This window comes from Halostella salina (assembly GCF_003675855.1).
GTDB lineage: Archaea > Halobacteriota > Halobacteria > Halobacteriales > Natronoarchaeaceae > Halostella > Halostella salina.
On sequence record NZ_RCIH01000004.1, the window covers coordinates 149221 to 167755 of the forward strand.

The following is an 18535-nucleotide window of genomic DNA, read 5'->3' on the forward strand; positions in this document are numbered from 1 at the left end:
TCTCCGGGTGAGATCATGACGACCATCGCAACGCCACGCTGGACGACCGCTCGCGCGACGAGCGGGGCGTCCGGCTACGTCGAGGCCGCGTCCTCGACGGCCGCCGCCGGTGGCGGCGTGGCGTTCGCCGATGGGTGCGGCATGACTCGCCCACGCGCTCGGACCGAACCCCTCGCCGCGTAGGACGCCGCCGAGGGTCGGCCCGTTTCTCCGGAACACAACCGTTCCGGGGACGGGTCCGTCCCTCGCCGGGGGTCGGGCCGAGCGCGGTTCTCCGACCCCTTCCAACCGGCGAGCCCCGGGCGTGTGACGGTGGCGACGACCGCCCCGCGCCCCGCTGACGCTCCCGCCGACGGCCGTCCGGTCCCCGGACCCCGCCCGTCGCCGAGCACCACGGCGCTGGAGAGGTATCGCTCCCGACCAACCCACCCCCGCCGCGGCACGCCGCCGCGGCCCCGGACGTCCCGAACGGGACCCGCGCGTTCGACTCGCGCCGGGGGAGTATGCAGGCCAGACAGCTGCCCGCGGCGACCGTGACCGCCCAGCTCGAACTGCGGGTGCCCCGCGACGGCGAGGCGCTGGAGCGCGACGCCGAGACCGTGCTGGAACGCGTCGACGGCGTCGCCGCCGCCGACGTGGAACGGCTCACCGGCGTCACGCCGACGCTGAACGACCTCCAGGTCGGCGTCGCCGTCCGCGTGACGTTCGACGAGCGGCCGGCCGACGCCGACGCGGCCCGCGAGACGCTCGCCGACGGCTTCGGCGTCTCCGACGTGACGGGCGTCGAGGTTCGCGACGCGGCGTAACCGACCCCGCTCCCAGGGGTACCGCGAGGGGGCAGGTTCGACTCCTGCCGGGAGCCTATGCACGATATCCCCCGCCCCGTGACGGATCCGGGGCACGACTCCGACGCACAGCCAGCCGGCGGGCGGCCGCCCCACTTCGGGACGCCCCGGCCGGCCCCAACCGCGCGACGGCTCGACTGACGGCCGTCGGCTCTCCGACACGCCCGCGGTCGGCCGGTAACCGCCGCGCCGACCCCGCGCAGACGCATCGCTCGCCAGCTATCAGCACACACCACACACCGATGTTCCGACAACACGACGCGGACCGACACGACGCATCGCTCGCACACCGCGCGTCCGCCGCCGTCGCGGACGCGTTCCACGCAGTCGACCGCAACGCCCGACGACCCCCGCCCGTCCCCGACGCGGTGCTGGCCGCGGCGCTCGTCGTCGCGCTGTTCGCCGCGGCTTCGGCCGCGGTTGCCGCCGCGATGGCGCTGGTCGCCGCGGTCGGCGGTCCCGCCGCCGGCGCGGCAGCCGTCGCGCTGGCCGCGGCCGCCGTCATCGTCGCCCTGCCGCTGCTCGCGGTTCGGGCGGTCGAGGCGGTCGCCGAGCGTGCCCTCGCGGGCTAACGGGGCGCGCTATCGTCCTTCGAACTCGGGCGCTCGTCCCTCCATGAACGCCTCCGCGCCCTCGCGGTGGTCGACCGATTCGAACACCGCGCCCTGCGCGTCGGCCTCGCACTCGACCGCTTCGCGGAGCGACCGCTCGGAACCGCGGTTCAGCAGGCGCTTCGACGCCCGCAGGGCGACGGTCGGTCCCGAGGCGATCCGGTCGACGAGTTCGTCCGCACGCTCGTCGAACTCGTCGTCGGGGTAGACGTGGTTGAGGATCCCCAGGTCCTCGGCCTCGGCCGCGTCGAGGCGCTCGCCGGTGAACACCAGTTCCTTGGCGACGTTCTCGCCGACCAGCCGCGGGAGGAGGTAGGAGGTGCCCGAGTCGACAGCGAGCCCGACGTTTCGGAAGCCGAAGCTGACCGTCGAGGACTCGCTGGCGACCTGCAGGTCGCAGGCGATGGCGAGGTTTGCGCCCGCGCCGAACGCCGCGCCGTCGACCTTCGCCACCGTCGGCAGCGGACACTCCGCGACGCGGGCGACCGCTCGGCCCGTCAGCTCGATCACGATCCGGACCTTCTCGGCGGTCGTCACGTCGCCGGCCAGCCCCTCGATCATCATGTTCACGTCGCCGCCCGCCGAGAACGTCTCGCCGGCTCCCTCGACGACGAGACAGCGGGCGTCGCTCGCCTCCACGTCGTCGACCGCGTCGATCAGGCCGCGGGCAACGTCCTCGGTGAGCGCGTTGCTGGTGCCCGGCTGGTCGACCGTGACCGTGGCGACGCCGTCGTCGTAGTCGAGTTCGACCGCGCCGTTCACTCCTCGTCACCCACCAGTTCGAACTTCTGGACCTTCCCGGTCGTCGTCCGCGGGAGTTCGTCGACGAACTCGACCTCGCGGGGATGCTTGTACTCCGCGAGGTTGTCGAGGCAGTACTGGCGGATCTCGTCGGCAGTCACGTCGGCGTCCGGAACCGTCACGACGAACGCCTTCACGGTCTCGCCGCGCCGTTCGTCGGGAATGCCGACGACCGCGGCCTCCGCGATCGCCTCGTGTTCGAACAGCAGTTCCTCGACCTCGCGGGGGTAGACGTTGTAGCCGCCCGAGACGATGACGTGCTTCTCGCGGTCGACGACGTAGTAGAAGCCGTCCTCGTCGTGGTACCCCACGTCGCCGGTGTGGAACCAGCGCTGGCCGTCGCGCTCGGTGAACGCCTCCTCGTTTGCCGCCGGCAGGCCGGCGTACCCCTTCATCACGTTCGGGCCGCTGACGACGAGTTCGCCGGTGATCTCGTCCAGGTCGACCTCGTCCTCGTCGACCGGCCCCTCCTCGACCGGCGGGACCGCCTCGAACTCCTCGGTGACGACCCGGGCGTCGACCCCTTCGAGCGTCTTCCCGATGCTGCCGACGCGGCGGCCCGCCTCGGGGCTGTTGAAGTGGGTGACCGGACTGGTCTCCGTGAGCCCGTACCCCTCGTAGATCGTCGCGTCGTACAGCTCCTCGAACCGGCGCAGCACCTCGACGGGGATGCCGGCCCCGCCGACGCCACAGAGCCGCAGGTTGGAGAGGTCGAACTCCTCGGCGTTGGGCTGGTTGATCACGTCGTTGTACATCGCCGGCACGCCGTGCATCATCGTCAGCCCCGCCTGCTGGATCAGGCCGACCGCCTGCTGGGCGTCCCACTCCGGCAGGGGGTAGTACGCGCCGCCCCGGAACAGCGTCGCGTTCATCACGACGGTCATGCCGTAGATGTGGAACAGCGGGAGGACGCCGAGCTGCTTGTCGTCGGGCTTGATGCCGCCCGGCACCAGGTCGGCCGCCATGTTCGCGTTCGAGTCGAGGTTGCGGTGGGTGAGCTGGACGCCTTTCGGCTGGCCCGTCGTGCCGCTCGTGTACGGCTGGACCGCCAGGTCGTCGTCGCCGCGCTCGACCACGTCGGCCGGCTCCTCGGCGAGGAACTCCTCGAACGGCGTCCCCGTCTCGGCCTCGCCGCCGACGGTGACGAGATGCTCGACGGCGGTGTCGTCCCGGACCTCCTCGACGAACGGCGCGAGGTCGGCCAGCGCGACGACCACCTCGGCCCCGCTGTCGTCCAGCAGATGGGTGATCTCCCGGGACTTGTACTGCGGGTTCATCGGGACGACGACGCCACCGGCCCGGAGCGTGCCGTGGAACGCGGTGACGAACTGGGGCAGGTTCGGCAGATACACGCCGACGCGGTCGCCCGGCTCGACGCCGTGCTCGGCGAGCGCCGCCGCGAACTGTCCCGTCCGGTGCCAGAGCCCGCCGTAGCTGATGTCCGTTCCGTCGAAGTGTACCGCGGTCGATTCGGGACGCTCGGCGGCCACCTCGCCGACGTTCCTGACAAGGTTTGTCATAGTCCATCGTGAACATGCGCGTGATGTGTATAAAACGTTCCGCCCGTTTCCTGTTTCCAGCGCGGCGCACCGCGAGCATCCGGCCCCCGTCGGTCGGAACCCGTCGGTTCTTTTACCCCGCTGGTCGAGCAACCGCTATGGACGACAGAGTGTACGAGCACGCCGAGGTGCTCGTCGACTGGAGCGCGCGGATCGAGGACGGCGACGACGTGGTCGTCAGCGTCGGCCCGGAGGCCCACGAACTGGCCGTGGCCGTCGCCGAAAAGCTCGGGGAGCGCGGCGCGAACCTGCTGGCGACGTACGCCTCCGGTGAGGTCCGGCGGGCGTACCTCCGCGCCCACGACGGCGAGTTCGACGAGGACCCGGCCCACCAGCTGGCGCTGTTCGAGGAGGCCGACGCCGCCCTCTCGCTGGGCGGCGGTCGGAACCGGTCCGCGATGGCCGACGTGCCGAGCGACCGTCGCGGGGCGTTCCGGGAAGCGCGGACGGGGATCCGGGAAACTCGCCTGGACACCGACTGGGTGTCGACGCTCCACCCTACGCGCTCGCTGGCCCAGCAGGCCGGGATGTCCTACGAGGCGTATCAGGACTTCGTGTACGACGCCGTCCTGCGCGACTGGGAGTCGCTGGCCGACGAGATGGCCCGGATGAAGGAGATCCTCGACGACGGCAGCGAGGTCCGACTCGTGAAGGAGGGGACCGATCTCACGATGTCCATCGAGGGGCGCACGGCCGTCAACAGCGCCGCCTCGGTCGCCTACGACTCGCACAACCTCCCGAGCGGCGAGGTGTTCACCGCGCCGTACGCGACGGAGGGGGAGGTGCTGTTCGACGTGCCGATGACGCTGCGGGGCACCGCGGTCCGCGACGTGCGCCTGACGTTCGAGGACGGAGAAGTCGTCGACTACGCCGCCGCACAGGGCGAACACGTGGTCGGCGACATCGTCGAGACGGACGAGGGGTCACGTCGCCTCGGCGAACTCGGCATCGGGATGAACCGCGGCATCGACCGCGTCACGGACAACATCCTGTTCGACGAGAAGATGGGCGAGACGGTCCACCTCGCGCTGGGCCGCGCCTACGACAGCAACCTCCCCGAGGGGGACTCCGGCAACGAGAGCGCCGTCCACGTCGACATGATCACCGACACGAGCGAGGACGCGCGGCTGGAGGTCGACGGCGAAGTGATCCAGCGGAACGGGACGTTCCGGTGGGAAGACGGGTTCGAGGCGTAGCGAACGCTCCCGAACAGACCTCTACGGCCGGGCGGACGGCGAGGTCCCGACGCGGGCCGAGCCGTCCAACCCGGGGGAGGGCAGGCTGGCGGCGGTCGTTGGTTGTGGAGGCGAAGCAGACGAGCATACGCCGCCGGAGGCGGCGTTTCCCCGGACGCGGCCGGCGGCCGCGTCCGGCCTTTTTGATCGACATTTTTTGCGCGAGTGGTCGCCGCAGGCGACCCGAGCGTCAAAAAAGGTCGTCTTACCGCCAGTCGTACCGCTCGACCACGCGGTCGTGGCGGTTGTCGAGGCCGTGAGGGTTGCCGTCGTCGTCGGCCTTCCGGGCGGCGAGGCCGTCCTTGCTCCCGCCGACGATGCCCCGGACGACGCTGCGCCCGTTGCCGAGCCACGCGGACGGCTCCACGTCGCCCCGCACCACGTCCTTGGCGACGGCGACGGCGTCCGAGACGGCGAGCCCGAGCATCCGGCGCGGGACGCTCGGGTGGACGCCGTAGTTCTTGCAGAGCTGGTAGGCCAGCGAGCGGTGCCGCCAGCCCCAGTCGTGCTCCGTGCGGCCGCCGTCGGCTCCGTACTCGCCGCGAACGCTCATCTCGGGTGCCCAGGCGACCGACCGGTCCGCGCGGGCGAAGCGATGGGAGGCGTCGCGCGCGCCGCCCCGTTCGAGATACTCGTCGAAGCCGTCGATCGCCTCGATGGCGTCGCGGGCGAAGACGACGTTGTTCCCGTTGAAGAAGGTGACCGAGCGCCCGGCGTACGTGCGCGTTTCCTCGTCCTCGGTGGTCATTCCGGCCCGGAGCGTGCGGTGGGTGGGTCCCGTCACGGCGTCGACGCCGTCCGCCAGCGCGTCCGCGGCGGCGTCGTACCACGACGGCTCGACCGCGAGCCGGTAGTCGACCACTGCGACGGCGTCGCCCGTCGACGCGCCGATGCCGGCGTTCCGGGCGACGTTGACGTTGCGGTCCGATATTTCGAGCAGGAGGTCCACGTCCTCGCGCTCCCGGACCATCCCCGTGGTGCCGTCGGCCGAGGGGCCGTTGACCACGACCACCTCGGCGTCGGGAACGTGGTCGGCGAGCGCGTCGAGGGACCGCTCCAGTTGCTCCCGGCCGTTGAGCGTCGGAACGACTACCGAGAGCTCCATACCGTGCTATAGGTCGAAGGACGGTTAAAAGACCCGTGGATGACCGCCGAACCCATCACTCGACCGAGGCGTTCCAGTACGAGACCGAGGCGAGGCTGTCGCCGACCGGTGAGCGGCCGAGCCCGGTGTCGATCCGGCGGAACGTGCTGGCGAGGCTGTTGGGGATCTTCCGGTAGAAGCCGTACGGCAGGACGAAGTCGTGTTCGTCGCCGACGAGCCGGAGGTCGGCCTTCGCCAGCAGCGACTCGACCTCCGAGCGGGAGTAGAGCCGCGAGCCCATCGGAAGGAGCCAGTTGTAGATGCTCCGGGTGCTGAAGCGGTTGAACGTGTCGAACACCACCTGGTCCTTCGAGACGCGGCGCATCTCGCTCAGGAACGCGGCCGGCGTGTCCGCGAGGTGGAAAAACCGCATCGCGAAGACGGTGTCGAAATGGTCGTCGGGGAAGGGCAGGCGCGCGGCGTCGCCGCGCATGAACTCCAGGGTGTCGTCGACGCCCGCCGAGCGGGCCTTCTCCCGGCCCTGCTGGAGCATGGGGCCGGAGATGTCGAGTCCGACCACGTCGGCCCCCCGTTCGGCGAGCATGACGGTGAACCGACCCGTGCCGCAGGCGATCTCCAGAACGCGCTTGTCGTCGACAGGACCGACGGCGTCGAGGACCGCCTCCTTCTCGCGGCGGTCGATGAGCCGTCCCCCCCGCGAGAACCGCTTCTCGTCGTACTCCTCGGCAACGTCGGACTCCTGATACCACTCCTGTCCCTTCACGCTGTGGTGATTTCCTCGCCCCTGGAATAAAACGGTACTGGAGTCGGTTCGCCGACCGCTCCGCCGCGCCGAACGTACTTTGCCCGCGGTACTGTACCGGTAGCGTGCCGATCTGCAAGCGCTGCGGCGCGACCCACGAGGCCGCCGAACTCGTCCGCCACTGGCGCGGCGACCTGCTCCGGGTCCACTGTCCCGATTGCGAGCAGCCGATGGGCGAGTACCGGGACCCAAGCCGCCGCTGAGGGCCTCCGGTTCCGGTTGGTTACTCGCCGCCGGTGAGCACTTCCTCCGGACGGATACGGATGATCACGCGCTCGCCCGACTCCTCGCCGTGGTTGGGGTACTCGTCGAGCCCCATGTACCGGCCGGCGAGTTCGTCGATGTGCTCGACGGCCCCGTCCGTGGTGACCGTCTCGACGGTGCCGGTCACGGAGAGATACCGGTAGGGATCCTCGGGGTCGAGCATCGACAGCGCGACCGTGGGGTTCTCCCGGACGTTGCGCTCCTTGCGCCGGCCGCGCGCGGTGTTGACGAGCAGTTCGTTCGCCTCGGGGTCGTAGTCGACCCACACCGGTGTCGTGTGGGGTCGGCCGTCCGCGTCGTGTGTCACGAAGTGTGCGAACGTCTCCGTCTCGAACAGGTCGCGGTGCGAGGCAGGTATTTCGGCCACGCCTGTCGAGTGGCGTGGAAGCGAAAAAACGGTGTCGAGACGTTACCTTATATGATAATGATACACCTAATATTGTCCACATTGTTTGAACCCCCATATAGCCAAGCTTTACTTACAACGTTTGCCGAGTGGGAGCCATGAGCACAAGTGCGACGGACGACCGCTCACGGGATGCCGAGGAGACGCCGCTGTCGGACACCGAGTTCCGCGACCGCCTCCGCGAACTGCCGCCGAGCGCGAAACTCGTAGCCAAAGTCCTCGAATCGGACGCGCCGCTCTCACAGGGCCAGCTCGCCGACGAGTCGCTGCTGCCCGATCGGACGGTTCGGTACGCCCTGAACCGGCTGGAGGAAGACGAACTCGTCAACTCCCGGTACTCCTTCCAGGACGCCCGGAAGCAGGTGTACTTCCTGAACAACTGATCACATCTGTCTCGGTTCGGCACAGGTTCTATCGATTCTCTTCCCCACGTTTTCTTCACCGACTGCTCCGACTAGCGACGCATGAACGCCATCGAGCGAGTCGCCGTCGCGGTGCCCAGCGCACCCGGCGGCACGACGAACGCGTATCTCGTCGGGGACGATCCGGCCCTGCTGGTCGACCCCGCGGCGCGGAGCGACGCCCTCGACGCGGCCGTGGCGGAGCGTCCCGTCGACCACGTCGCGGTCACGCACGCCCACCCCGACCACGTCGGCGGCGTCGCCGCGTACGCCGACGCCTGCGACGCGACCGTCTGGTGCCGGGCCGGACGCGCCGCGCGGTTCGAACGCGCGGCCGGCGTCGCGCCCGACGAGACGTTCCGCGAGGGGGCCGTCCTCCCCGTCGCCGGCGGCGTTACCGTGCTCGACACGCCCGGTCACGCCCCTGACCACGTCGCGTTCGCCGTCGGGGACGACGTGCTGTCGGGCGACCTCGCCGTCGCCGAGGGGAGCGTCGCGGTGGCCGCGCCGGAGGGTGACCTGCGGGGCTACCTCACCGCGCTCCGCCGGCTGTACGCCCGCGACCCGGCGCGATTGCTCCCGGGGCACGGCCCCGTCATCGACGCGCCGCGCGAGGTGCTGGAACGGCTCCTCGCCCACCGCACGGACCGCGAGGCGTCCGTGCTGCGGGCCGTCCGCGACGGCGCGCGCACCGTCGACGAGGTCGTCGACGGGGCCTACGAGAAGGACCTGACCGGCGTCCGCGAACTCGCCGCGGGGACCGTCCGCGCACATCTGGCGAAACTGGCCGTCGAGGGCCGGGTCGACTGGGACGGCGAGCGGGCGACGCCACGGTGACCGTGAGGCCGTCCCCGACCGGTCCCGCGACCGCGCCCCTTTTGCCGCCCCGGACGTACCCGGAGGCATGGAGAGCCTCGAAGCCGAACTGGAGCGCGCCCGGGACCTGGACGTGGCCGCGCTGGCCGACGCCATCGAGGCGATCGGGTTCGAGTGCACGCGCTGCGGGGCCTGCTGCAAGGCCGACGACGAGGACCCACACACCGCCACCGTGTTCCCCGACGAGGTGCGCGACCTGCAGGGCGAGGACCGGGACTGGCGCGATGTCGCCCGGCCGATGCCGTACGGGCTGACCGACGGCGCGGACGGTCCCGAAGGGGAGACGTTCGAGTGGGCGCTCCAGACGGACGGCTGCGGGGACTGCACGTTCTACACGGAGGACGACGACGGCGAGGGGGCCTGCACCGTCCACGAGGACCGGCCGCTGATCTGTCGGACGTACCCGTTCAGCGTCGCGCTGGCCGGGACCAGCCAGCCGATGGGCGAGGCCGTCGAGAGCGCCGATCTGGAAGGACAGGGGGATGCCGGCGATGACGCGGACCTCGTCCGCGCCCACGAGTGCGAGGGGCTGGGCCGGGACATCTCGCGGGCGGACGCCGAGGCGCTGGCCGCCGCGCTCAAGGAGCGCGCCGTCCGCGAACTGACCGAGGCGATCGGCGTGCGCGACGAGTACGAGCCCGCCGACCCGGACCCGGGCGAGGTCGTCGTCCACGACTCGGAGGGGGCGAAATCCCCGGACGGCACGCAGCACGGCTCCTGACGTGCCGGCGGCGATACTTCTTTAATGGATGAATCCGAGGTTCATGCTGGAGGTTTGACCTTGGAAATATCTGATGAACTCCTGTGTCTGTTCAGTGCCGACGTGTCCGTTCAGGACGACAAGTACGTCGTGGAGGTACCGCGCCGGGAGGTCGAAACCGGCTCGGTCGAGGCGGGCAGCACCTACCGCGTCGCGCTCATCGCCAGCGAGGACGCCGACGAGTCCGAGGACGCATCGACGGGCGCGCCGCCCGAACCGCAGCCGCCGGTCGAGGTCGGCGAGACGCGCTACGTCGAGATCGAGGACATCGGCAAGCAGGGCGACGGGATCGCCCGCGTCGAGCGCGGCTACGTGATCATCGTCCCCGGTGCCGAGGTGGGCGAACGTGTCAAGATCGAGGTGACCGAAGTGAAGTCGAACTTCGCGGTCGGCGAGATCATCGAGGAGAGCTTCTAGCGGCCGGCGGCGACGGTCGCCACGCGACTCCGGGGCGACCGCATCCAGCCGCGCCACAGCGGTTCCTACTTCGTGAAGTACGGCGGCTCGTCGCGCTCGCCCAGCGCCCACTCCAGTTCGGCGATCGCCCGCAGGATTTCGACCTCCATCTCGTCCTCGACGGGCGTCGTCGGCGGGTCGTTCGCGTCGTACTTCTCCTCCAGGGCCTCGATCCGCGCCCGGATCTCCGATTCCGATCTCATCTACCGATCCCGGCAACGGGGCCCGGGGTAATAGAAGGTTGTGCTGCGGTCATCGCGATGCGGCGTGGCGTCAGCGCCCTGTCGCCGAAGGATAAAGGACTTACCCCCTGGCGTCGACCGTCGAACTATGGACGCAGTCGTGCTTGCGGGAGGGTACGCCACTCGCCTCTGGCCGATCACGAAGAATCGGCCGAAGATGTTTCTGCCCATCGGCGACGCGACGGTTATCGACCAGATATTCGGCGAACTGGAGGACGACGACCGGATCGACGACGTGTACGTCAGCACGAACGAGCGGTTCGCCGACGACTTCCGCGAGCACCTCGCCGACAGCCGGTTCGAGAAGCCGACGCTGTCTATCGAGGACACGGAGGAGGAAGACGAGAAGTTCGGCGTCGTCGGCGCGCTCGCCCAGCTGGTCGACCGCGAGGGCGTCGACGACGACCTGCTGGTCATCGCCGGCGACAACCTGATCAGCTTCGACGTCTCGGAGTTCGTCGATTTCTTCCAGGCGAAAGGCGAGCCGACGCTGGCCGCCTACGACGTCGGATCGAAGGAGCGGGCGAAGTCGTACGGGCTGGTCGAACTCGACGGCGAGCGCATCGTCGACTTCCAGGAGAAGCCCGACGACCCGAACAGCACGCTCGTCTCCATCGCCTGTTACGCCTTCACGGCGGACACCCTCGGCACGCTGGAGGAGTATCTGGAGAACGGGAACAACCCGGACGAACCGGGCTGGTTCGTCCAGTGGCTCCAGAACCGTCAGTCGGTGTACGCCTTCACGTTCGACGAGGCGTGGTTCGACATCGGCACGCCCGAGAGCTACCTCGACGCCGTCGCATGGCACCTGAACGGCGACAACCGGATCGCCGCCGACGCGACCATCGAGAACACCACCGTCGGCGAGAACGTCCACGTCATGCCCGGGGCAGAACTGGTCGACTCCCACGTCGACTCCTCGATCATCTTCCCCGACGCGACCCTCCACGGCACCGACGTGCGCAACTCGATCATCGACCGGGACACCGACCTCCACAACCTCGATCTGGCCGGGGCGCTCATCGGCGCGCACACCGAGATCCGGAACGGGGAGTAGGTCGTTTCGCCGCGCTCACGCGAAGCCGAGCCGCGGGTCTCAGCCCAGCCGCGCGTCCGTGATCCGCAGACGCCCCCGCGAGCCGTCCCACTCCGTCCCGTACTCCAGTTCGATCGGCCGGTCCATGTGGGGACCGTCCGTCACCAGCGTCTCGAACTCGCCGCCCTCGCCGAGGACGTGGACGCCGTACTCCTCGTTCAGGGCGCGCAGGTCCGCGAGCGTCTCGCGGTCTATCGTCCGCCCGAGCCACGACTCGTCGAGCCCGTAGGCCGCGACCTGCACGATCCGGATCTCGAAGCCGGCGTCGATCATTTCCTCGGCCAGCGTCCCGGGGTCGCGCTGCCACAGCGGCGCGAACAGTTCGACGCCGAGGCGCTCGCACATCGCCTCGATCCGGCTGGTCTGGAACTCGCTCTCGACGGCCCCGGCGGTGACGCCCGTGACGCCGCCGTCCAGTTCGGCGTCGAGGTCCACCAGCGCCGCCTCCAGCGGTTCGAGTTCGGCGTCGCCCTGCGCGCCGGCGTCGTCGGCCCCGGCGGCGTTCAGGTCGCCGGGCCGCACGTCGACGAGGTCGATCCCGACGCTCTCGGCGGCGAGCGCCGCGAGGTCGGTCGCGGGAACGTGGTACATGTACGAGTCCTCGCCGGGGTGGACGGTGACGAGTCGCTCGACCGGCAGGTCGCGTTCCAGCGCGCGGTACAGCGCCCACGAGGAGTCCTTGCCGCCGGAGAAGAGGCTCACCCAGGCTCCGCTGTCGTGCATACCGTCGTCTCGGGCCGGGCGGGTAAACCAGCTACGGACCGCCACCGACCCGACGGCCGGCTACGGACCGCTGCCGGGGAGCTCGTCCTCGTCGATGCTCGTACCGCCGAGGTACGTAGCGACCCGGACGCCGACCAGGCTGACGAGCACGCCCGCGACGACGAACACGGCCAGATGCTCGCCCGGCGAGAGGGTAAAGGGCGCGACCGACACGACGCCGAGTTCGAGCGGCGGCACCTCGAACGGCGCGAGCACGCCGGCGCGGGCGAGGAAGTACGCCGAGAACCCCCGGACCACGAGCCCGACCGCGAGGACGCCGAAGGGGATGTTCAGGTACGAACTGCGGACGCTGTCCTCCTGTATCGCCACGTCGAGCAGGCGGCCCGTACTCGCGGCCAGCGCCGCCGTCGCCAGCCACGGGACGCTGTCGTGGGCAAAGCGCATCGCCTGGAGGAGGACGCTCGCCTGCCCGTCCATGTTCGACACGCCGAGCGCGCCGACGAACACGCCGATCAGCGACAGCCCGACGGCGACGACGTACGTGACGATCGACACCCGCCCGGAGTACAGCGACTCCTGGACGCGGACGGCGAGGTCGGTGAGGTACTCGTCGACGCCGAGCCCCTTGTACAGCAGGAACACGCCGATGACGGCCGTGATAGCGGAGACGGCGATCGCCGGCCCCGCGATCATCGAGAGCACCGGCGCGACCAGCAGGGCGAGCCCGATCGGAACGAGGACGGTCTGACGCAGTTCCTCGTCCGCGAGGAACTGCTTCAGCAGGTAGTACGTCGACTCGATGTCGCGTGCCTGCCGGACGACTACGCGGTCGACCGAGTCGACCCGGAGGCGGCTCTCGACGATGGGGACCAGCCGCTCGTCCTGCGCGCTGTCGATGACGACGACCGCCGAGTCGGGGTCGTGCTGGTCGATGAGGGCGTCGAGCTGGTGGGCGACCGACCGGTCGGCTCCGACGACGTTCTCGGTCCCGCCCGAGACGACGGCGACGACGGCGTCGCGGTTCTCGTCGCGCAGGTCGCGGGTGACCCGCAGCGCCTCCAGCAGCGAGTTGACGCTCGAATCCTCCGGGTCGGCCAGCCCCACGTCGGTGACGAGGGAGTGGACCGCCTCCCACCCCGACACCGGGGTCCGAAGGCCGGCCTTCCGGCCGATGTCGTCGGTGCGGTCGACACACACCACGAGCGTGGTCACGGTGGCTCCGACAAGGCGGCCGGAGAATAAAAACCCCCGAGTTACTTCAGCCGAAACTCCACGAGGGAGCCGTCACGGTCGGCGACGACGCTCGCCGCGCCGCGCCCGAACGCCCGGGCGACCGCCTGTGCACCGACGCTCAGTTTCTCGCCGATGCCCCGGTCCGGCTCGAACTGCTCGACCGCGATATCGTCCAGTCCGGCGCGCTCCGCGAGACGCTCCTCAACGTCGTCGCGGTCGCCCAGCGCGTCGACGAGGCCGTTCTCGGCGGCCTGCCGGCCGTGGTAGATGCGGGCCTCCGTGTCGTCGACGAACGCCCGGTCGATGTCGCGCTCCTCGGCGACCAGGTCGACGAAACTCTCGTAGCTACTGTCGATGACGCCCTGGAAGTACGCCCGCTCGTCCTCCGAGAGCGCCTTCAGCGGGTCCGTCGTGTCCTTGTACTTCCCGCCGGTAAAGCGCTCCAGGTCGATGCCGTAGCGGTCCGCGAAGTCGGCGAACTTCCGCTGGTTGGCGATGACGCCGATGCTGCCGACGAGGCTGTCGCGGTGGGCGACGAACTCGTCGCAGCCACAGGCGATCATGTAGCCGCCGCTGGCGCAGATGTCCTTCGCGTGGGCGACCGTCGGCCCGTCGAACTTCGCCGCCGCGTGCCGGATCTCGTCGCTGGCGACCGGCTGGCCGCCGGGGGTGTTCAGCGTCACCACGAGCGCCTCGGCCCCGTCGTCCGCGTCGGCCGCCTCGATCTGGTCGACGACGTCGTCGGCGGACGCACCCCCGGGCCGGAGCGGCATCCCGCCGCCGTCGGCGGTGATCGGCCCCGTTACCTCCACCTCAGCGACGTTGTAGCCGGGGAACAGCGATCCCGCGAGGCTGCCGGCGACTTTCAGGCCGGCGGCCGCCGTCGCGACCGCCAGCAGGACGCCGACGACGCCGGCCGACGTTTCGGCCGGCACGACCACGAACAGCGCGACGCCGACCGCGGCGGCGACGAGCAGGCCGGCGAGGACGATCCCGAGCTTGCCGAGCGACTGTAGGGTTCCCATCGAGTTCACCTGCCGTCGTCTTGCGGCCGCGAGTAGAAAAGGGTGGAGCCTCCGGCGGGACGCTCGACGTCGTCGAGGCGGTCGGTCGGTGTCCGCGGACGAGCGCCGCCGCTACCGGATCGTGGCCCGCAGAGAGAACCGCAAAATCCTAGCCGATTACAGCAGCCCCGTCTTCTGGAGCTTCATCAGGTCCTCGGTTTCGAGGGTCTCGCCTTCCTTGAACTTCTGGTAGATCTCCTCGGCTTCCTCCTTGGCTTCCTGCTCTTTCTGCTCGCGCTCGGACTTGCGCTCCTCCTCCTCCTGCTTGTCCAGTTCGCGCAGGCGCTTCTGGACGCGGACGAAGTCCTCGTGGTGGCGGTCGGCCGCCTCCTGGGCCTCGACGAACTTCTCGTGCATCTCGTCGGCCTCGTCGCGGATGTCGTCGGCCTCGCGGTAGGCCTCGATCATCTGGTTGTGGTGCTCCTGGGCCTTGTCGGCCAGTTCGGTCACCTTCTGGTGGTGCTTGGAGGCCTCCGAGCGCACGGACTCGGCCTTCTCGACGTACTCCTCCAGGTCCTCGTTCTGGTCGAGTTTCTCCTTGCGCTGCTGGTACTCCTCGCGCTTCTCCTCGATCTTCTCGATGAGTTCGCGCTCGTCCTCGGTCGAGAGCACCTCGGTCTGCTGCTTGAACTCGAGGTCCTCGATCTCCTCCTCGAGCTCCTCTAAGTCCTTGCCCTCGTCGAGCTCGAGGTCGGACTTCATCTCCTCGACCTTGTCGAAGAGCTCGTTGGCCTTCGCGTTGAGCTCGTTGCGCTGCTCCTTGTGCTCCTGGACCAGCTCGTTCAGCTCGTCGCGCTTCTCGCGGTGTTCCTGGGCCTCGTCGACCTTCTCGCGGGTCTTGGCGTTCAGGTCGTCGCGTTTGGACGCGCGCTCCGACGCCATCTGGTTCAGCTCGTTTCGTCGGTCTCGAAGCTGACCGGCGCGTTTGATGAGCTGTCCTTTGGATTCGTTTTCGAGGTCGTCCTCCGTGAGTTCGACGTTCTTGCTTGTGTCTACCATGTTAGTCAATCCTCTGTGCCTTCCCCTCACCGGCGGCTGACAGGCGCTGCTGACCGGGTGTAACTGACCGTGGATAAGGATTCCCTGTCATTCTGTCGAGCGAGCGATGCTGCCGGAACGCCGGTGACGTTCTGGTATCAGTTAGTAGCGCGGGTTCGAACATAAAAGTATCGGTCACTGAACCCCTGAAAACAGTTAGCAAGCGGCCCAGCAAGGGTGTAAACGGTTCACACACCCTGCGGGAGCACTTATAAATAGTACTCGTTGTACACGGTCCGGTCCGACAGCGTGAGCAGCAGTTCGACTTCCTCGGCGTCCGGCGGGATCCGGGCCGCACCGGCGTCGACCCGGTCGCCGGGCGCGGCCGACAGCTCCGCCGTCCCCTCGGCGTCCCCGGCGGCCCAGGAGAGCGTCGGCTCGACGGTCTCAGGGCCGTCGTTGACGACCGTGATCCCGACGGCTCCGGGTTCCGGTGGCTCGTCGATCACGGCCTGTACCGGCTCGAACGACTGCGAGAGCGCCTCGTAGGCGGGCTTTGCCGCCCCGTCGTGTGCGAGGACGCCCATCCCCGCACCCGGCGCGGCGTCCCGCAGCGCGAAGGCCGCGGCCACGTCCGTCCCGCGCCGACGGAGCGTCTCGGTCACCGTCTTCAGCGTCGTCGCCTGAGACGCGCCCGACTCGTCGGCGTCGTCCGTCCCGACCGCGACCTCGTGGGCCCGCGCGTCGAACCCCGGAACGTCGCCGTCGCTGTCGCCGGCGGCCGCCAGTGCCCCCGCGCCGTACTCGCCGACGATCCCTTCCAGATCCGGGTACCGGTCGAGCAGCCACCCGATGTCGGTCGCCGTCCCGTACGACCAGCCCGGATACAGGTGGGCGGCGTCCGGGTCGGTGCCGGGCGGGCCGGCGACCGGCACCGTCGGCGTCCCCTCGGGGAACGCCTCGGCGACCTCCTCGGCCGGCCCCCGGTCGTACGAGGTCCGCCACGCCCGCCAGCGGAGGCGATACCGGCTCGTCCGACCCGCGCCGAGCGGGTCCGCGAAGGGCGCGCGCGGGTCGTCGTGGACGCCGTACAGCGAGACGCTCGGGTGGTGGTCGTACTCGTCGGCGAGCGCGGCGGCCAGTTCGCGGCCGCGGTCGGGGTCGAACTCGCGGTTCCCCGTCAGTGGGAGGTCCTGCCAGACGAGCAGCCCCGCCTCGTCGGCCGCCTCGTGGAGGTCGTGGGGCGGGACGTGTGCGTGGGCTCGAAGGAGGTTCGCGTTCGCGTCGGCCGCCCGCTGCACGTCCCCCGTCGGGTCGTCCGACGGGAGGACGTTCAGCCCGCGAGCGTGCACCTGCCGCCCGTTCACGTACAGGCCATCGTCCCCGTACGACACCGTCCGAAGCCCGGTCGTCGCGCTCGCGCTCGCCTCGCCGAGCTTCGCACGGACCGTGTAGCGGTGCTGTGGCCCGTGGTCGGCCGGCCACCACCACGACGGGTCTCGGACCCGTATCTCCCGGCGCACCCTCGTCCGCTCGCCGGCGTCGGCGGTCACCTGTGCGCGCTCCATCGCGCCGCCGCCGCGGAACCCCTCCGGGCGCAGCGAGAACGTCACGTAGTCGTCGACCGCCTCCGCGGCGTCGACCGCGACGGACGCCTCGATGGTCGCGTCGTCGCCGTCGACGTGCGGGCTGACGGTCAGGTCGTCGAGAAACGTCGGCTGACGGACCCGGACGTGTGCACCCCACCGGATCCCCGGGACGCCGGCGTCGTCCGGCAACTGGTCGGTCCGCTCGACGCCGCCGAACGCGTCCTCGGGCGCGCGGCACTCCACGACGAGTTCGTTGCGCTCCTGCGGCTCGAACTCCCGCCGGAACGGGACGAAGTAGGCGTCGTGCTCGCCGAGCAGGTCGCCGTTGAGCCAGACCCGGGCGTGGGCGTACAGCCCCCGGAGGTCGAGCAGCGTGCGCTGGGCGGCGTCGCTCCGCGGGTCGTCGAACGACAGGCGGTAGGCGACCGCCGACTCGCCGGCGAACCGCTCGGGCTGTCCCGGTACCGATACGTCCTCCCACTCCCCGGCGCTCGGCGGCTCCCCGTCGTCGCTCGGGTCGACCGCCGCGGCCGTCCACGTCCCCGTCATCACTACTCGGGCCACCGCACCCCTGCGAAATAGGTTTTACGTCGTCTCCTCGCCCGGTCGGGTTTCGGTGCCGGCGTTTCCCATCCGGCATGGGGAAACTGCCGCCTGTACCGCCCCGAGCTATCAGTTTCACTTTCACTCCGGGGACGGGTCGCTTTGACAAGGGGTCGCGCAGAATCCCCGGATATGCTCGAACGGCTCACCGCCACGTGCGAGGCCGCCGGCTGCGACCGCGCGCTCGACGACGGCAACGCCATGCTGGAGATGGAGCGCGACGGCGGCGTCCGCCGCGCCTACGAGTGCGACTGCGGCGCGGTCACCGTCACCGTCGTCGATCCGTCTCGCTAAGTGGGGCGACCCGATACCGGCGGCCATGGACGAAGTCGTCCGCGCTCGCGGCCACGAGAACGTGACCGCCGAGCACGGCAGCACGTTCGAGGTGACGACCGACGACTACCTCACGCCGGCCGGCGACTGCATCCTCGCCGTCGAGGCCGATCGCGCGCCGGCGGACTTCGACCCCGAGTTCGTCGCGGCCTGCCGTGACGCCGACGCGACGATCACCGCCACCTTTGAGGCCGACGGCCACGTCGAGACGGTCCGGGGCCGCGGCGACCCGGACCTGGAACTGACGAGCGAGCGGAGCATGGTGGGCCGCACCAGCGACTACGTCGACGAGCGCACGTTCCTGCTCGGAGCCGACTTCGCCGCCGCCGAGTTCGACCGCGACCTCGTCGCGGCGCTCGCCGACGGGGCGGCGCTGACGGTGACAGTTACGGTGGAGTAAGAACGAACGAAACGGCTAGCAACGCTACTCGTCGGAGCGGTCGCGCTTACGCCGGATAAGGAACCGGGAGAGCAGCGCAGGCCCTTGCTGGCTTCGCTGACCTTTGTCGGACCGTTCGGCAGCGTCGCTATCGGTCATACGATATGCTAACCG

General features: G+C 70.0%; 23 protein-coding genes. 12 read left to right on the forward strand and 11 right to left on the reverse strand.

Translation table 11 applies throughout. The features are described 5' to 3' along the window. The first annotated feature begins 15 nt into the window (after window positions 1-15). The 3 genes from D8896_RS19340 to D8896_RS09315 all read left to right on the forward strand — a co-directional run bounded on the left by D8896_RS19340 (window position 16) and on the right by D8896_RS09315 (window position 1417). Window positions 16-183, forward strand: coding sequence for a hypothetical protein (locus tag D8896_RS19340; protein WP_162991518.1), 168 nt, complete (start codon window positions 16-18; stop codon window positions 181-183). A 320-nt stretch (window positions 184-503) separates the two neighbouring features. Beyond that, window positions 504-806 (forward strand): hypothetical protein, encoded by a 303-nt coding sequence (locus D8896_RS09310; RefSeq protein WP_121821821.1) that lies wholly within the window; start codon window positions 504-506, stop codon window positions 804-806. 281 nt (window positions 807-1087) lie between these two features. Next, on the forward strand, window positions 1088-1417 hold the full coding sequence (locus tag D8896_RS09315; RefSeq protein WP_121821822.1) for a hypothetical protein: 330 nt from the start codon (window positions 1088-1090) through the stop codon (window positions 1415-1417). 9 nt (window positions 1418-1426) lie between these two features. On the opposite strand, the gene D8896_RS09320 is transcribed toward D8896_RS09315, so the two are convergent. Together D8896_RS09320 and D8896_RS09325 are read right to left on the reverse strand one after the other, a co-directional pair. Further along, entirely contained in the window at window positions 1427-2218 is a 792-nt protein-coding gene (locus D8896_RS09320) for an enoyl-CoA hydratase/isomerase family protein (RefSeq protein WP_121821823.1), read from the reverse strand. Then, window positions 2215-3777, reverse strand: coding sequence for a long-chain-fatty-acid--CoA ligase (locus tag D8896_RS09325; RefSeq protein WP_121821824.1), 1563 nt, complete (start codon window positions 3775-3777; stop codon window positions 2215-2217). Before D8896_RS09325 ends, D8896_RS09320 begins: the two co-directional genes overlap by 4 nt. A gap of 137 nt (window positions 3778-3914) precedes the next feature. Here D8896_RS09325 and D8896_RS09330 point away from each other — a divergent pair, with 137 nt between their 5' ends. Then, entirely contained in the window at window positions 3915-5012 is a 1098-nt protein-coding gene (locus tag D8896_RS09330; RefSeq protein WP_121821825.1) for an aminopeptidase, read from the forward strand. A 244-nt stretch (window positions 5013-5256) separates the two neighbouring features. Here the strand turns inward: D8896_RS09330 and D8896_RS09335 are convergent, their stop codons facing one another. After that, window positions 5257-6156 (reverse strand): glycosyltransferase family 2 protein, encoded by a 900-nt coding sequence (locus tag D8896_RS09335; RefSeq protein WP_121821826.1) that lies wholly within the window; start codon window positions 6154-6156, stop codon window positions 5257-5259. A gap of 55 nt (window positions 6157-6211) precedes the next feature. Then, complete coding sequence (locus D8896_RS09340) at window positions 6212-6919, reverse strand: class I SAM-dependent methyltransferase (RefSeq protein ID WP_121821827.1); 708 nt, start codon at window positions 6917-6919, stop codon at window positions 6212-6214. Between the two features lie 104 nt (window positions 6920-7023). Between D8896_RS09340 and D8896_RS19345 the strand changes: the two genes are divergently transcribed. Then, window positions 7024-7161, forward strand: coding sequence for a hypothetical protein (locus D8896_RS19345; RefSeq protein ID WP_162991519.1), 138 nt, complete (start codon window positions 7024-7026; stop codon window positions 7159-7161). A 20-nt stretch (window positions 7162-7181) separates the two neighbouring features. Here the strand turns inward: D8896_RS19345 and D8896_RS09345 are convergent, their stop codons facing one another. Beyond that, the gene (locus D8896_RS09345) at window positions 7182-7589 is read right to left on the reverse strand and encodes a PPOX class F420-dependent oxidoreductase (RefSeq protein ID WP_121821828.1); all 408 of its coding nucleotides are present in this window, start codon (window positions 7587-7589) and stop codon (window positions 7182-7184) included. Window positions 7590-7726: 137 nt separating this feature from the next. On the opposite strand from D8896_RS09345, the gene D8896_RS09350 reads away from it, so the two are divergent. From D8896_RS09350 to D8896_RS09365, 4 genes are all read left to right on the forward strand, one after another. After that, window positions 7727-8011: a winged helix-turn-helix domain-containing protein gene (locus D8896_RS09350; RefSeq protein WP_121821829.1), complete on the forward strand. Its 285-nt coding sequence runs from the start codon at window positions 7727-7729 to the stop codon at window positions 8009-8011. Window positions 8012-8092: 81 nt separating this feature from the next. Beyond that, window positions 8093-8866, forward strand: coding sequence for an MBL fold metallo-hydrolase (locus D8896_RS09355; RefSeq protein ID WP_121821830.1), 774 nt, complete (start codon window positions 8093-8095; stop codon window positions 8864-8866). 67 nt (window positions 8867-8933) lie between these two features. Beyond that, window positions 8934-9626, forward strand: coding sequence for a YkgJ family cysteine cluster protein (locus D8896_RS09360; protein WP_121821831.1), 693 nt, complete (start codon window positions 8934-8936; stop codon window positions 9624-9626). Between the two features lie 60 nt (window positions 9627-9686). Beyond that, a complete protein-coding gene (locus D8896_RS09365; RefSeq protein ID WP_121822049.1) occupies window positions 9687-10082 on the forward strand; it encodes a TRAM domain-containing protein in 396 nt (131 codons plus the stop codon). Window positions 10083-10147: 65 nt separating this feature from the next. Here the strand turns inward: D8896_RS09365 and D8896_RS19350 are convergent, their stop codons facing one another. Then, entirely contained in the window at window positions 10148-10324 is a 177-nt protein-coding gene (locus tag D8896_RS19350) for a hypothetical protein (protein WP_162991520.1), read from the reverse strand. A 127-nt stretch (window positions 10325-10451) separates the two neighbouring features. On the opposite strand from D8896_RS19350, the gene D8896_RS09370 reads away from it, so the two are divergent. Then, window positions 10452-11420: a sugar phosphate nucleotidyltransferase gene (locus tag D8896_RS09370; RefSeq protein ID WP_121821832.1), complete on the forward strand. Its 969-nt coding sequence runs from the start codon at window positions 10452-10454 to the stop codon at window positions 11418-11420. Window positions 11421-11459: 39 nt separating this feature from the next. Here the strand turns inward: D8896_RS09370 and D8896_RS09375 are convergent, their stop codons facing one another. From D8896_RS09375 to D8896_RS09395, 5 genes are all read right to left on the reverse strand, one after another. Further along, a complete protein-coding gene (locus D8896_RS09375) occupies window positions 11460-12182 on the reverse strand; it encodes a diphthine--ammonia ligase (RefSeq protein WP_121821833.1) in 723 nt (240 codons plus the stop codon). Between the two features lie 60 nt (window positions 12183-12242). Then, a complete protein-coding gene (locus D8896_RS09380) occupies window positions 12243-13394 on the reverse strand; it encodes a DUF373 family protein (RefSeq protein WP_205596799.1) in 1152 nt (383 codons plus the stop codon). A 41-nt stretch (window positions 13395-13435) separates the two neighbouring features. Continuing rightward, complete coding sequence (gene sppA, locus D8896_RS09385; RefSeq protein ID WP_121822051.1) at window positions 13436-14440, reverse strand: signal peptide peptidase SppA; 1005 nt, start codon at window positions 14438-14440, stop codon at window positions 13436-13438. Window positions 14441-14596: 156 nt separating this feature from the next. Further along, complete coding sequence (locus D8896_RS09390) at window positions 14597-15478, reverse strand: coiled-coil protein (RefSeq protein ID WP_121821834.1); 882 nt, start codon at window positions 15476-15478, stop codon at window positions 14597-14599. Window positions 15479-15726: 248 nt separating this feature from the next. After that, a complete protein-coding gene (locus D8896_RS09395) occupies window positions 15727-17595 on the reverse strand; it encodes a glycoside hydrolase family 2 protein (RefSeq protein WP_121821835.1) in 1869 nt (622 codons plus the stop codon). Window positions 17596-17781: 186 nt separating this feature from the next. On the opposite strand from D8896_RS09395, the gene D8896_RS19355 reads away from it, so the two are divergent. Next, window positions 17782-17943, forward strand: coding sequence for a hypothetical protein (locus D8896_RS19355; protein ID WP_162991521.1), 162 nt, complete (start codon window positions 17782-17784; stop codon window positions 17941-17943). Between the two features lie 25 nt (window positions 17944-17968). After that, complete coding sequence (locus D8896_RS09400; protein WP_121821836.1) at window positions 17969-18382, forward strand: DUF371 domain-containing protein; 414 nt, start codon at window positions 17969-17971, stop codon at window positions 18380-18382. The last annotated feature ends 153 nt before the right edge of the window (window positions 18383-18535 follow it).